The sequence below is a fragment of the Noviherbaspirillum sp. ST9 genome, from assembly GCF_048799745.1.
In the GTDB taxonomy this organism is placed as follows: Bacteria; Pseudomonadota; Gammaproteobacteria; order Burkholderiales; family Burkholderiaceae_D; genus Noviherbaspirillum.
The window spans coordinates 133,704-146,767 of sequence record NZ_JBLWFR010000003.1 but is presented as its reverse complement, the minus strand read 5'-3'; the positions used below and the strand labels follow the sequence as shown (position 1 = coordinate 146,767).

13 protein-coding genes and 1 tRNA gene are annotated in these 13,064 nt (G+C 61.8%); 12 read left to right on the top strand and 2 right to left on the bottom strand.

Annotated elements, in window-relative coordinates; all coding sequences use genetic code 11:
- Nucleotides 1-21 precede the first annotated feature (21 nt).
- Entirely contained in the window at nucleotides 22-2,016 is a 1,995-nt protein-coding gene (tkt, locus tag ACNOHI_RS07195) for a transketolase (protein ID WP_420473991.1), read from the bottom strand.
- 248 nt (nucleotides 2,017-2,264) lie between these two features.
- Here tkt and ACNOHI_RS07190 point away from each other — a divergent pair, with 248 nt between their 5' ends.
- The 12 genes from ACNOHI_RS07190 to ACNOHI_RS07135 all read left to right on the top strand — a co-directional run bounded on the left by ACNOHI_RS07190 (nucleotide 2,265) and on the right by ACNOHI_RS07135 (nucleotide 12,504).
- Complete coding sequence (locus ACNOHI_RS07190; RefSeq protein ID WP_420473990.1) at nucleotides 2,265-2,990, top strand: 16S rRNA (uracil(1498)-N(3))-methyltransferase; 726 nt, start codon at nucleotides 2,265-2,267, stop codon at nucleotides 2,988-2,990.
- A gap of 101 nt (nucleotides 2,991-3,091) precedes the next feature.
- Nucleotides 3,092-3,511 carry a YidB family protein gene (locus tag ACNOHI_RS07185; protein WP_420473989.1) on the top strand — a complete coding sequence of 140 codons (420 nt, stop codon included), beginning with the start codon at nucleotides 3,092-3,094 and terminating at the stop codon, nucleotides 3,509-3,511.
- Between the two features lie 37 nt (nucleotides 3,512-3,548).
- Nucleotides 3,549-4,379 (top strand): zinc-dependent peptidase, encoded by an 831-nt coding sequence (locus tag ACNOHI_RS07180; protein WP_420473988.1) that lies wholly within the window; start codon nucleotides 3,549-3,551, stop codon nucleotides 4,377-4,379.
- 80 nt (nucleotides 4,380-4,459) lie between these two features.
- Nucleotides 4,460-5,437, top strand: coding sequence for a bifunctional riboflavin kinase/FAD synthetase (locus ACNOHI_RS07175; RefSeq protein WP_420473987.1), 978 nt, complete (start codon nucleotides 4,460-4,462; stop codon nucleotides 5,435-5,437).
- Between the two features lie 58 nt (nucleotides 5,438-5,495).
- Nucleotides 5,496-8,345: an isoleucine--tRNA ligase gene (gene ileS, locus ACNOHI_RS07170; RefSeq protein ID WP_420473986.1), complete on the top strand. Its 2,850-nt coding sequence runs from the start codon at nucleotides 5,496-5,498 to the stop codon at nucleotides 8,343-8,345.
- Between the two features lie 65 nt (nucleotides 8,346-8,410).
- Nucleotides 8,411-8,920: a signal peptidase II gene (gene lspA / locus ACNOHI_RS07165; protein ID WP_420473985.1), complete on the top strand. Its 510-nt coding sequence runs from the start codon at nucleotides 8,411-8,413 to the stop codon at nucleotides 8,918-8,920.
- A 41-nt stretch (nucleotides 8,921-8,961) separates the two neighbouring features.
- Complete coding sequence (coaBC, locus tag ACNOHI_RS07160) at nucleotides 8,962-10,152, top strand: bifunctional phosphopantothenoylcysteine decarboxylase/phosphopantothenate--cysteine ligase CoaBC (protein WP_420473984.1); 1,191 nt, start codon at nucleotides 8,962-8,964, stop codon at nucleotides 10,150-10,152.
- A 60-nt stretch (nucleotides 10,153-10,212) separates the two neighbouring features.
- On the top strand, nucleotides 10,213-10,662 hold the full coding sequence (dut, locus tag ACNOHI_RS07155; RefSeq protein ID WP_420473983.1) for a dUTP diphosphatase: 450 nt from the start codon (nucleotides 10,213-10,215) through the stop codon (nucleotides 10,660-10,662).
- Nucleotides 10,663-10,678: 16 nt separating this feature from the next.
- Entirely contained in the window at nucleotides 10,679-11,794 is a 1,116-nt protein-coding gene (locus ACNOHI_RS07150) for a M48 family metallopeptidase (protein ID WP_420473982.1), read from the top strand.
- 31 nt (nucleotides 11,795-11,825) lie between these two features.
- Nucleotides 11,826-12,056, top strand: a complete 231-nt coding sequence (locus ACNOHI_RS07145) for an oxidoreductase-like domain-containing protein (RefSeq protein WP_420473981.1) — start codon at nucleotides 11,826-11,828, stop codon at nucleotides 12,054-12,056.
- A gap of 68 nt (nucleotides 12,057-12,124) precedes the next feature.
- Nucleotides 12,125-12,364 carry a hypothetical protein gene (locus ACNOHI_RS07140; protein WP_420473980.1) on the top strand — a complete coding sequence of 80 codons (240 nt, stop codon included), beginning with the start codon at nucleotides 12,125-12,127 and terminating at the stop codon, nucleotides 12,362-12,364.
- A 63-nt stretch (nucleotides 12,365-12,427) separates the two neighbouring features.
- Nucleotides 12,428-12,504 (top strand) — tRNA-Met (locus ACNOHI_RS07135).
- Between the two features lie 41 nt (nucleotides 12,505-12,545).
- Here the strand turns inward: ACNOHI_RS07135 and ACNOHI_RS07130 are convergent.
- Nucleotides 12,546-12,971: a hypothetical protein gene (locus tag ACNOHI_RS07130; RefSeq protein WP_420473979.1), complete on the bottom strand. Its 426-nt coding sequence runs from the start codon at nucleotides 12,969-12,971 to the stop codon at nucleotides 12,546-12,548.
- Nucleotides 12,972-13,064 lie beyond the last annotated feature (93 nt).

Sequence of the window (13,064 nt, the reverse complement as noted above, 5' to 3'; positions counted from 1 at the left end):
GTGGTTTTCTCCTGAACGTAATTAAGCCAAAACCGATTTCACCTTGGCGACGACGTTATCCGTCGTAAAGCCGAAGTGCTTGAACAGCACACCCGCCGGCGCCGATTCGCCGAAGGTGTCGATACCGACGACGGCACCTTCCAGGCCGACGTACTTGTACCAGAAATCAGTGACGCCAGCCTCGATGGCGACGCGCGGCACACCCTTGGTCAGAACGCTGGCCTTGTAGACGGCATCCTGGCGGTCGAACAGGTCGGTGCTCGGCATCGAGACGACACGCACCGGGATGCCCTGCTTGGCCAGTTCGTCCGCGGACTTGAGCGCCAGTTCGACCTCGGAACCGGTAGCGATAAGGATCGCCTTCGCGCCTTCCGCGTCGCGCAGTACATAGCCGCCGCGGTTGATGGCGACGATCTGTTCCGGCGTGCGCTCGACGTAGGGCAGGTTCTGGCGCGAGAAGATCAGCGTGGTCGGGCCGTGGCGGCGGGCGACGGCGTGCTTCCATGCAATGGCCGATTCGACCGTGTCGCAAGGACGCCAGTTTTCGAGGTTGGGGATCAGGCGCAGGCTGGACACGTGCTCGACCGACTGGTGGGTCGGGCCGTCTTCGCCGAGGCCGATGGAATCGTGGGTAAAGACGAAGATCGAGCGGGTCTTCATCAGCGCCGCCATGCGCAGCGCGTTGCGGCTGTAGTCGGAGAAGGTCAGGAAGGTGCCGCCGAACGGGATGTAGCCGCCGTGCAGGGAAATACCGTTCATGATCGCGCTCATGCCGAATTCGCGCACACCGTAGTTGATGTGGTTACCGGCCTTGTCGGCACGGACAGCGACACATTCCTTCCAGTTGGTCAGGTTGGAACCGGTCAGGTCGGCGGAGCCACCGAGGAACTCGGACAGCGCCGGAGCCAGTGCCTGGATGGCATTCTGGCTCGCCTTGCGGGTGGCGATGGTTTCCTTCTTCTCGACGCAGGTGTTCACATAGGCATCGATCACTTCGTTGAAGTTGCCCGGCAGTTCGCCCTTCATGCGGCGCAGCAGCTCGCCCGCTTCCTGCGGATAGCGCTCACCGTAAGCCTTGAACAGCGCGTCCCACTCGCTTTCCAGTTTCTGACCGGAGGACTTGGCGTCCCACGCGGAGTAGACGTCGGCGGGAATCTCGAACGGTGCGTGCGTCCAGCCGATTGCTTCGCGGGTAGCGGCGATTTCCTTGTCGCCCAGGGCGGCGCCGTGCACGTCGTGCGTGCCGGCCTTGTTCGGGCTGCCCTTGCCGATGACGGTCTTGCAGCAGATCAGGGTCGGCTTGTCAGACTTCTTCGCGGCAGCAATGGCGGCCTCGACGGCGGCGACATCGTGGCCGTCCACGTTGCGGATCACGTTCCAGTTGTAGGCTTCGAAGCGCTTCGGCGTGTCGTCGATGAACCAGCCTTCGACGTGGCCGTCGATGGAGATACCGTTGTCGTCGTACAGCGCGATCAGCTTGTTCAGGCGCAGCGCGCCGGCGAACGAGCAGGCTTCGTGCGAAATACCTTCCATCAGGCAGCCGTCGCCAAGGAATACGTAGGTGTAGTGGTTGACGACGTCGAAGCCGGGCTTGTTGAATTCAGCGCCAAGCAGACGCTCGGCGAGCGCCATGCCGACAGCGTTGGTGATGCCCTGGCCGAGCGGGCCGGTGGTGGTTTCCACACCAGGGGTAATGTGCACTTCCGGGTGACCGGCGGTCTTGGAATGCAGCTGGCGGAAGTTCTTGATCTCTTCCATCGGCAGGTCGTAGCCGCTCAGGTGTAGCAGCGCGTAGTGCAGCATGGAACCGTGGCCATTGGAGACGACGAAGCGGTCGCGGTCGATCCAGTGCGGATTCGCCGGGTTGTGGCGATAGTGCTTTGCCCACAGGGCGACGGCGATCTCGGCCATGCCCATGGGCATGCCGGGGTGGCCGGAGTTCGCCTTCTGCACGGCGTCCATCGCCAGTGCGCGAATCGCATTGGCCATCTTGCTGGTGGGGAGAGAAGAAGTCATGTCAAATCAGGTATGTGGCGGGTCTTGGAGCGGATCCCGTTTCTACGGAACCGGAGGATGCAAAGCCCGTTATTTTACCAGACTGATCCATCCGGAATTACAATCGGGGGATTCCCTTTTGCCAACTGCCCGTCATGAAAATCGAGGCTCCCACGCCGCTTGCCATGCTGACATCGGATTTTCTTATCCTGCATGCAATACACAATATTGTCATTGATGAAACGCAGCCCGGGCGGGGCATCTGAATCATGCCGCGTTTCTATTACCCTGCCCCGCTCGCCATTGGCGTGCTCATCACGTTGCCGGAAGCGATTGCCCACCATATTCACGTCCTGCGCCTGCCGGTCGGAGAATCGATCACCCTCTTCAACGGCGACGGCGGCGAATTCACGGCAACGTTGGCATCCGTCGAGAAAAAGCGTGCGTCGGCCGAGGTAAAGGCCTTCTCTCCGCGCGAAGTCGAGCTCCCCTATTCCGTGACAATTGCACAAGCGCTGCCTGAAGGGTCGAAAATCGACTGGATCATCGAAAAGGCAGTGGAATTGGGCGCGTGCGCCGTCCAGCCGATTGCCGCGCAACGCTGCGTGGTACGTCTGAATGCCGAACGTGCCGCGAAAAAGCTGGAGCACTGGCGAAGCATCGCCGCCTCGGCTGCGGAGCAGAGCGGACGCAACCGCCTCCTCCATGTCGGCGAGCCGGTCGACTTCAGCGATTGGATCGGGCAACAGAACCTGCACACAAGGATCATGCTGTCACCACGCGCCCAGCAGCCCCTTTCCGAGTGGGCGCGCCATCATCCCGCACAGGCCGTCGCCCTGCTGATCGGTCCCGAAGGCGGCTTTTCCGAACAGGAAGAGCGCAGCGCGGTGGCGCGCGGCGTGCTTCCTCTTTCCATCGGCCCGCGTGTCCTGCGCACGGAAACCGCCGCCCTCGCCGCCCTCGCCGCACTTAATGCCGTGTGGGGGGAAATGTAGGATTCGTTCTATTCGGATCAAAGATTGCGCAGATTCCTTCCCGGCATCCCCCGGTTTCTTCTATGGTGAGGACTTTTACCGGCCGGATTCAGGGGGGCAGGATGGGAATTCTCGACAAGGCAATCAACATGCTCGGCGGCAACCACCTGCCGATGATGGATTCTCGAATGAAGTTGATGCAAGCGGCTTTATCGTTGCTGGCCAACAACGGGCAGGCCGGCGGCATTTACGGCCTTGTCCATCAGTTCAACCAGGCGGGACTGGGCAATATCATCCAGTCCTGGATCGGCGGCGGTGAAAATGTGCCTGTGTCGGGAGACCAGATGCTGCAGGTGCTCGACGCGGGCCAGCTGCGGCAAATTTCCGAAGAAACCGGACTAACGGAGCAGGAAGCCGCGAACCAGCTTGGCGACATGCTGCCGGACCTCGTCGACAAGCTGACGCCTGCGGGACATGTTCCTCCTGGAGGCCTTGGCAACATGAGCAACTTGCTCGATCATTTCCTCGGGCGCTATCACTGATTGGCGAGCCGATGCGATATCCGCGACAATGCGCGATATGCAATGGCTCCGACACCTCTTCAACCGCCGAAAACCCGAAATCCCCCCGTCGCTGTGGGCCGCCAGCCTGGAGCGGCTGCCATTTCTCGACCGTCTGACGCCTGCCGAATGCGCGCAACTGAAAGGCCTGTGCGAAGAACTTCTTGCCAGAAAGACATTTACCGGCGCGGCGGATTTCGCGCTGACGGATGAAGTAGCCGTCCTGATCGCCGCCCAGGCAGCGCTCCCCGTCCTCAACCTGACACTCGACCTGTACGACGACATGGCGGGCATCATTGTCTACCCGTCGGCCTTCATGATTCCGCAGAGCGAGATGGATGAAGCCGGCATTGTGCATGAATGGCATGAGCCCGCGTCGGGCGAGGCGGTGCATGCTGGCGGCGCCGTCGTCCTGTCGTGGGAAGACGCACAGGAAAGCGATGCCCCCGGCTACAACGTCGTCATCCACGAATTCACGCACAAGATCGACATGGCGCGCGGCGCGGCCAACGGTTGCCCGCCGTTCCTGGCCGATTTTCATCGCGGCATCGCTTCGGGGCACTGGAAAAAGGTGTTTTCCGGTGCCTACGAGGATTTCGTCCGGCGCGTGGACGAACGGGACGCTGCGCTGCCCGAGGATTTCGACGACAACCGGCCTGAGCATGCCGCGCTGTACGACGAATTGTTCGGCGACTTGCCGCTCGATCCTTACGCCGCGCGGCATCCCGCCGAATTCTTCGCCGTTGCCTCGGAAGCCTTCTTCGTCTTGCCCGAACCGCTGTCCGAAGACTATCCCGAGGTCTACCGCCTGCTGTCCCACTATTACCGGCAGGACCCGCTCGGCACGTAGATCGGCTCCTTGCGGAAAAGAAAAGCCCCGGAAAGCATTTATAATCATGGGTTTTCCGTAAACCTTTCGGATCGACCTGCATGAAGGTATTTCGCGGACTTCCCAACGCTGCATCACGGGCGGCATGTGCGCTCACGATCGGCAACTTCGACGGCGTGCATCGCGGCCACCAGGCACTGCTGGCGCGCGTGCGCGAAGCCGCGACCAGGCTCGGCGTCGAAGCGGCCGTCATGACCTTCGAGCCGCACCCGCGCGAATTCTTTGCGCGCATGGCCGGCGACCTGTCGAGAGCGCCCACCCGCATCGCCAACCTGCGCGACAAGCTGCAGTCCCTGGAAAACGCCGGCGTGGACCGCGTCATTGTCGAGCACTTCAACGCCCATTTCGCGTCCATGTCGCCGGATGACTTCGTCGAAAAAGTCCTGGTGCAGGGCCTGCACGTGAAATGGCTGATGGTAGGCGAAGACTTCTGTTACGGCGCCAAACGCGCCGGCAATGTCGCCACGCTGATCGAAGCGGGCAAGAAGTACGGCTTCCATGTCGAGGCACTGCCAACCGTCATGAACGATGGCACGCGCATCTCGTCCTCCGCCGTGCGTGCAGCCCTTGCCGGCAGCAATTTCGCGCTCGCCGCGCAGCTGCTCGGTCACCCCTACGCAATTTCCGGCCACGTCGCCCACGGCAAGAAGCTTGGCCGCACCATTGGCTTCCCGACCATGAACCTGCGGGTGACACACAAGCGACCCGCGATTTCGGGCGTCTTCGTCGTGCAGGTGCACGGACTGGCGGACGAACCACTGCCGGGGGTCGCCAGCCTCGGTGTACGGCCGACCATCGAGGATGCGGGCCGCGTGCTGCTCGAGACCTATGTGTTCGACTACAACGAACAGTGCTACGGCAAGGTGATCCGCGTGGAATTCCTGAAAAAGCTGCGCGACGAGGAAAAGTACATCGACCTGCCGACGCTGACCGCGGCGATCGACCGCGACGCGCAACAGGCACGCGACTACTTCAAGGCACGCGAAGCACAGGCAGTCTCCGCCACCGACCGAATTTGACGATCAGACAGACCATGCCCGCTGTTTGATCCAACCGATTTTTACGACTGAAACCATCATGTCCGAGCAAAAAAACAAGTACCCGGTCAACCTGATCGACACGCCCTTCCCGATGCGCGGCGACCTCGCCAAGCGCGAACCCAAGTGGGTCAAGGAATGGCAGGAAAAGAAGATCTACCAGCGCATCCGCAAGGCGTCCAAGGGACGTCCGAAGTGGATCCTGCACGATGGCCCGCCGTACGCGAACGGCGACATCCACATCGGCCACGCCGTCAACAAGATTCTCAAGGACATGATCGTCAAGGCCCGCAACATGGCCGGCTTCGATGCGCAATACATCCCCGGCTGGGACTGCCACGGCATGCCGATCGAAATCCAGATCGAAAAGCAGTTCGGCAAGCACCTGCCGACGGCCGAAGTGCAAGCCAAGTCGCGCGCCTATGCCAGCGAGCAGATCGAGCGCCAGAAAAAGGACTTCATCCGCCTCGGGGTGCTTGGTGACTGGGATCGTCCGTACAAGACCATGGAATTCCGGAACGAAGCCGACGAGATCCGCGTGCTCGGGAAGATCCTCGACAAGGGTTACGTCTACCGCGGCCTGAAGCCGGTGAACTGGTGCTTCGACTGCGGTTCCGCCCTGGCGGAAGCGGAAGTGGAGTACCAGGACAAGCGTGATCCGGCCATCGACGTCGGCTTCCCGTTTGCCGAACACGACAAGCTTGCGCACGCCTTCGGCCTTGACAAGCTGCCGACCGACAAGGGCTATGCGGTGATCTGGACCACGACGCCGTGGACCATCCCCGCCAACCAGGCGCTGAACGTGCACCCGGAGCATCGCTATGCGCTGGTGCAGACCGAGCGCAACGGCGAGACCATCCTGCTGCTGCTTGCGGCAGAACTGGTGGCTTCCTGCCTGCAGCGTTACGGCCTGGACGGCAAGATCATCGCCACGTGTGGCGGTGAAGCGCTGTCGATGATCAAGTTCAAGCATCCGTTTGCGAATGCCGACAAGGGTTACGACCGCTTCTCGCCGATCTACGTCGGCAATTACGTCACGCTCGACACCGGTACCGGCATCGTGCACTCGGCACCGGCTTACGGCCTGGACGACTTTGTATCCTGCAAGTCGCACGGCATGACCGACGACGAAATCCTGAAGCCGGTCATGGGCGACGGCAAGTACGCCTCCTGGCTGCCTTTCTTCGGCGGCATGACGATCTGGGAAGCGTCCAAGCCGATCTGCGCCAAGCTGGAGGAAGTCGGCTCGCTGTTCAAGCTGGTCATGTTCGACCACAGCTACATGCACTGCTGGCGCCACAAGTCGCCGATCATCTACCGCGCGACCTCGCAGTGGTTCGCCGGCATGGATGTCGCGCCGAAGGATGGCGGCAAGAGCCTGCGCGAAACCGCGCTGGCCGGCGTGGAAGCCACCGCCTTCTTCCCGTCCTGGGGCAAGGCGCGCCTGCACGGCATGATCGCCAACCGTCCGGACTGGACCCTGTCGCGCCAGCGCCAGTGGGGCGTCCCGATGGCATTCTTCGTGCACAAGGAAACCGGCGAGCTGCATCCGCGCACGCCGGAACTGCTTGAAGCCGTCGCCAAGCTCGTGGAACAGAACGGCATCGAAGCCTGGCAGGCACTCGACCCGAAGGACTTGCTCGGCGCCGACGCCGAGATGTACGTGAAGAACAAGGACACGCTGGACGTGTGGTTCGATTCCGGCTCCACGCATCAGACCGTGCTGCGCGGCTCGCATGCGGACGAGTCCCACTTCCCGGCCGACCTGTATCTGGAAGGATCGGACCAGCACCGCGGCTGGTTCCACTCCTCACTGCTGACCTCGTCCATGACCGACGGCCGCCCGCCGTACAAGGCGCTGCTGACCCACGGTTTCGTCGTGGACGGCGAAGGCAAGAAGATGTCCAAGTCCAAGGGCAACGTCGTCGCACCGCAAAAGGTGTCCGACTCGCTGGGTGCGGAAATCCTGCGCCTGTGGGTCGCATCGACGGACTATTCCGGCGAACTGTCGATCTCCGACGAGATCCTCAAGCGCGTCGTGGAATCCTACCGCCGCATCCGCAACACGCTGCGCTTCCTGCTGGCGAATACTTCCGACTTCGATCCGAAGAAAGATGCGGTACCGGTTGCCGAGCTGTTCGAAATCGACCGCTACGCGATCGCCCGCATGGCGCAACTGCAGGGTGAAATCCTGCAGCACTTCGAGGGCTTCGAATTCCATCCGGTTGTCGCCAAGCTGCAGATGTACTGCTCGGAGGACCTGGGCGGCTTCTACCTCGACATCCTGAAGGACCGTCTCTACACCTGCGGCACGACGTCCAAGGCGCGCCGCTCGGCGCAGACCGCGATCTGGCACATCACCCATGCGCTGCTGCGCGTGATGGCGCCGATGCTCTCCTTTACCGCCGAAGAGGCATGGGCTGTATTTGCCGGCAAGGAAGGCTATGCGGAAAGCGACGAGACCATCTTCACGCAGGTGTACTACACCCTGCCGGAAGTCGCCGACGCGGCCGTCCTGCTCGACAAGTTCTCGGCAGTCCGCGAACTGCGGGCCGAGGTGACCAAGCAACTGGAAGAAGTACGCGTCGCCGGTGGCATCGGCTCGTCGCTCCAGGCTGAAGTCGACATCAAGGCCAGCGGCGACAAGTTCGCGCTGCTCGACAGCCTCGGCGACGACCTCAAGTTCGTCTTCATCACCTCGCAGGCCAAGGTGACGAAGGTGGCAAGCGAAGCCGAGGAAGGCGTCGTCGTCACGCCGTCCTCGCAGCAGAAGTGCGAGCGCTGCTGGCATTACCGCGCCGACGTCGGCACGCACGCCGACCATCCCGGCATTTGCGGCCGCTGTGTGAGCAACCTGTTCGGCAACGGCGAAGCACGCCGGTTTGCCTAATCCTCCCCTGTCGTTCCCGCGGGGCCGCTGAGGCCCCGGCGGGAATGACTCCTTTCAGAGATCCCATGGCAAAACAGAAGAGCTTCAAGAACCTCTCCGCCAGCCCGAGCACCAGCATGACGCCGTGGCTCGGCATTGCGATCATCATCGTCCTGATCGACCAGATCACCAAGGTCACCATCACGCGCCTCTTCAGTTATGGCGAGTCGCTGGCAGTGACCTCGTTCTTCAATATCGTTCGCGCCCACAACAAAGGAGCAGCGTTCAGTTTCCTCGCCGCCGAGTCCGGGTGGCAGCGCTATCTGTTCACCGGCATTGCGGTCGCCGCGGTGGTATTCATCATCTACCTGCTCAAGCGCCATGCCGGCCAGCGGCTTTTCTGCTGGGCGCTGGCGCTGATCCTCGGCGGCGCGATCGGAAACTTGATCGATCGCGTACTGTACGGCTACGTGGTCGACTTCCTCGATTTCTATGTCGGCAGATGGCATTGGCCCGCCTTCAACGTCGCTGACATGGCGATCGTCGGGGGCGCCGGACTGTTCATCCTGGATGAACTGCGCCGTGTCGGAAAATAGCGTCGGGACGCAACTGCACCACTAGAACAACAGGAGGCTCCATGGATCTCGCCGGAAAAAAAATCGTCCTCGGAATGACGGGAGGCATCGCCTGCTACAAGGTCGCCGAACTCACGCGGGGACTGGTCAAGGCAGGCGCGACGGTACAGGTCGTCATGACGCAGGCGGCAACGCAGTTCATCACACCCGTGACGATGCAGGCGCTCTCCGGCCGTACCGTGTTCACCGACCAGTGGGATGCGCGCATCGGCAACAACATGGCGCACATCGACCTGACCCGCGACGCCGATGCCGTCGTGATTGCCCCCTGCTCCACCGATTTCATGTTCAAGCTGGCGCATGGCGCCTGCGACGACCTGCTGTCGACGCTGTGCGTCGCGCGTCCGATGACCGTCCCGCTGATGATTGCCCCGGCCATGAACGTCGAGATGTGGCAAAACCCGGCGACACAGCGCAACCTCGCCCAGATCAAGGCGGATGGAATCGCCGTCCTTGGCCCCGACGCCGGCGACCAGGCCTGCGGCGAGACCGGCATGGGTCGCATGCTCGAACCGGAACAACTGCTCGAGGAAGTGATCGCCTCGTTCCAGCCCAAGCGGCTGGCAGGCAAACGCATCCTGGTAACCGCCGGACCAACCTTCGAGCCGATCGACCCGGTGCGCGGCATCACCAACCTTTCGTCCGGCAAGATGGGTTACGCAATCGCACGCGCGGCCCGCGAGGCAGGTGCCGATGTGTGTTTGGTGTCCGGGCCGACGGCGCTGGAAACGCCTTATGGCGTCCATCGCATCAACGTCCAGACGGCGCAACAGATGCACGACGTCGTCATGTCGCGCGTCGACGGCCAGGATGTGTTCATTGCGGTCGCCGCCGTCGCGGACTGGCGCATCGCCAATGCCAGCGAGCAGAAGCTGAAGAAGAACAGTGCAGGCGACGTTCCCCAACTGCAGTTCGAACAGAATCCCGATATCCTTGCGTCCGTGGCCGCACTGCCCGCCCATCCCTACTGCGTAGGCTTCGCGGCGGAATCGGAGAACCTGCTGCAATACGGCGAAGAAAAGCGCAAGAAGAAAGGCATCCCCCTGCTGGTCGGCAACATCGGCCACCAGACGTTTGGCAAGGACGAAAACGAACTGGTCCTCTTTGACGACAAGGGCAACCAGCGCCTTCCCCGTGCCGGCAAACAGGACCTGGCACGGCAGCTCGTCACCGAAATCGCGTCACGCCTCTGATCTGTATCTTTTTGTAATGCCCGGCTGGCACGGCGGGTGCACCACTTTATCCTTACGCCAATGAAGAATATCGACGTCAAAATCCTCGACCCGCGCATGAAAGAGCAAATGCCGGCCTACGCGACCGCCGGCAGTGCCGGGCTGGACCTGCGCGCATGCATTGACGCGCCGCTCACCATCAAACCGGGTGAAACCCACCTGGTACCGACCGGTCTAGCGATCCACATTGGCGATCCCGGGTATGCCGCGATGATCCTGCCGCGCAGCGGCATGGGGCACAAGCATGGCATCGTGCTGGGGAACCTGGTCGGCCTGATCGACTCGGATTACCAGGGCCAGCTGATGGTATCCACCTGGAATCGCGGGCAGTCCGAATTCACGCTCAATCCCATGGAACGTCTGGCGCAGCTCGTGATCGTTCCCGTGCTGCAGGTCGGATTCAATGTGGTCGAGGAGTTCGACAGCAGCGAGCGTGGCGCCGGCGGTTTCGGCAGCACGGGAAAGCACTGAAATGGAGGGGGGACGGATGCGGGCTTTTTTGCGACACGCACTGCTTGCAGCGACGCGGCAGGATGCGCGCAAGGGTGTGCTACTGCCGGCCGCACTGCTGATGGCAGCTTGTGCCACGCCAGTGCCTCCGCCCTCCGACGGCCTCCCCCCGTCCGAACCCTCACGCCCGGCTCCAGCGCCCTCGCAACCTGCACCAAGCGTGAGTGCCGAGCAGCAGGCGCTGCAGGCCATGGTGTCACTGCAGGATCGCCTCTACCGGGTGGCCGCCCCCCTCCTCGTGAACAACACTGACCTGTGCAAGAAGAACGCGCGCAACCTGCTCGGTTTCACCGCAAAGAACCGCTATTCCTACTCGAACGAATTCACTGGCGCCGCCCAGAAATCCCTCGGTCTGGACGATCGCCTGCAAGTCATGGGGGTGCTGGCCGGTGGCGGTGCGGCACGCGCAGGGGTGCGGCATGGTGACGTACTGCTGGCAGTCGAGGACAAGAACCTGCCGAAGGGCGAAACCGCGGAGCGGGATGCGGCCTCCATTCTTGCGCCGATGATGAGCGGACGCTCCAGTATTGCCATGACCGTGCTGCGCGACGGATCACGCGTAGCGCTGAACGTCCCGCTGACCTATGCGTGTGCATTTGGCATCGAACTCGGCAATACGGAAAACGTCATTGCCTACTCGGACGGACATCGCGTGCTTGTCACGCGCGGCATGCTCAACGCGGTGCGCACTGACGACGAACTGGCCTTTGTGCTGGCCAAGGAAATGGCGCACAACGCCCTCTCCCATGCGACCAAGCAGCGCACCAGTGCGACGATCGGCGGGATCATCGACAACCTGACGCGCATTCGTCCTGACATGAGCGCCATGAGCGGCATGGCCGGCTTGCGTCCGATGCCCCAGGACCTCGACGCGATGGCGGACAAGTTGTCTCTGTACATGCTCGCCCGCGCCGGCTACGACATCGACCTGGCGATCCCCTTCTGGCAGCGCATGGCCAGCCAGGTCCCCGCAACCGTCCTCAACGGCTATACCGCCCTGCATCCGTCCATTAACTATCGTATTGCGGCGATGGAAAAGACGATCAAGGACATTCGCGCCAAACAGGCACGCAAGAAGCCGTTGCTGCCGTGACGCTGCCCCGCTCCCATGCACGCTTGATCCCATGACTGCCGAAGCGATCAGCCCGCTCCCCGCCAATGCTTCCGAAGCCAGGCAATGGATTGCCGATCTTGGCGGACGACTGGCACACAAGAAGATCGCTTTTCGCGCGCCGCCGGAAGAGCCGACAAGCTGCTGCGGTCGCGGCTGCAATGGTTGCGTGTGGGAGGGATATCTCCATGCAGTCGGATATTGGTGCAAGCAAGTGCGGGGCATGTTGCTTGCAACGGAATAGGCGCGTGTCCGAGCAATTCCGCTAACATCACTCTTTTTGCCATTTTCAACACCATGAAGCGAGATCAAATGCTGATGGAAGCGATTCTTGGAAAGCTCCTGGAAGCGCCGGAACCGCTGCTCAACGCGACAGGAATTGCCAACCGCCTCAATACGGACCCGGCTGTGATTCGCCATCATTTGCACCTGCTGTCCGACAAGGGTTGGATCGCCGAATCGGAAAGTGGCTTCTGGCGCCTGACGAATGCCGGCCACGACTATCTGGAAGGAACGCCAGAGCAAGGAATCTCACTGAAATCCCTTGGATAGAAAAGAGTTTTCGGTTTTTGCTTGCTTTTCGGAATCGGTGCCGGTAGAATTCGCCCCCTCAGACGCGGGGTGGAGCAGTCTGGCAGCTCGTCGGGCTCATAACCCGAAGGTCACAGGTTCAAATCCTGTCCCCGCAACCAAATACGAAAAAGGCCCGGTTCATGCACCGGGCCTTTTGTTTTTAGCGGAACACCGACCATCCGAGCTGCAGCAGGATCAGCACCGCATACGGGAACGCCACGGTGGGCCGCAGCATATTCTTCGCATACTCCCCCAGCAGTCCGCCGGTTCCCGGACGCGCTGCCTGCCATTCGGAATGCAGCTGGCAGGCATAGGCGACCTGCGGCGTGGCCTGCCTGAGCAACTGCTCGATGCGCAGGATCCTGACCCCGAGGCGCGACTGGCCGGTCCTGAGGATGCCTTCCTGTACCCACAGCACCAGCAACAACGCAACAGCGAATGCTGCGTCCAGCACAGACGCCAGGCTGCAGACAACCAAAACCGCACCGCCCAGCTTGATCAGCAGGGCGTTCTTTTCATAGTCCTCGTAGTTGTTTTGCAGAGTCGCCCATTCATGAGCGAGGGATGATGTTTCGGGGTGCGGCATTGCGTTCCCTTGTATTGATGCGAATGCGCAAAATTATACGTTCGGGAAGTTCGTGGTTGATGCGGCCGGAGGACGAGCGAACGCGGAGATGTC

Bases quoted from the DNA above. Each gene is read 5' to 3' on its own strand.
- tkt (WP_420473991.1), bottom strand. From the start codon at position 2,016: ATGACTTCTTCTCTCCCCACCAGCAAGATGGCCAATGCGATTCGCGCA.
- ACNOHI_RS07190 (WP_420473990.1), top strand. From the start codon at position 2,265: ATGCCGCGTTTCTATTACCCTGCCCCGCTCGCCATTGGCGTGCTCATC.
- ACNOHI_RS07185 (WP_420473989.1), top strand. From the start codon at position 3,092: ATGGGAATTCTCGACAAGGCAATCAACATGCTCGGCGGCAACCACCTG.
- ACNOHI_RS07180 (WP_420473988.1), top strand. From the start codon at position 3,549: ATGCAATGGCTCCGACACCTCTTCAACCGCCGAAAACCCGAAATCCCC.
- ACNOHI_RS07175 (WP_420473987.1), top strand. From the start codon at position 4,460: ATGAAGGTATTTCGCGGACTTCCCAACGCTGCATCACGGGCGGCATGT.
- ileS (WP_420473986.1), top strand. From the start codon at position 5,496: ATGTCCGAGCAAAAAAACAAGTACCCGGTCAACCTGATCGACACGCCC.
- lspA (WP_420473985.1), top strand. From the start codon at position 8,411: ATGGCAAAACAGAAGAGCTTCAAGAACCTCTCCGCCAGCCCGAGCACC.
- coaBC (WP_420473984.1), top strand. From the start codon at position 8,962: ATGGATCTCGCCGGAAAAAAAATCGTCCTCGGAATGACGGGAGGCATC.
- dut (WP_420473983.1), top strand. From the start codon at position 10,213: ATGAAGAATATCGACGTCAAAATCCTCGACCCGCGCATGAAAGAGCAA.
- ACNOHI_RS07150 (WP_420473982.1), top strand. From the start codon at position 10,679: ATGCGGGCTTTTTTGCGACACGCACTGCTTGCAGCGACGCGGCAGGAT.
- ACNOHI_RS07145 (WP_420473981.1), top strand. From the start codon at position 11,826: ATGACTGCCGAAGCGATCAGCCCGCTCCCCGCCAATGCTTCCGAAGCC.
- ACNOHI_RS07140 (WP_420473980.1), top strand. From the start codon at position 12,125: ATGCTGATGGAAGCGATTCTTGGAAAGCTCCTGGAAGCGCCGGAACCG.
- ACNOHI_RS07130 (WP_420473979.1), bottom strand. From the start codon at position 12,971: ATGCCGCACCCCGAAACATCATCCCTCGCTCATGAATGGGCGACTCTG.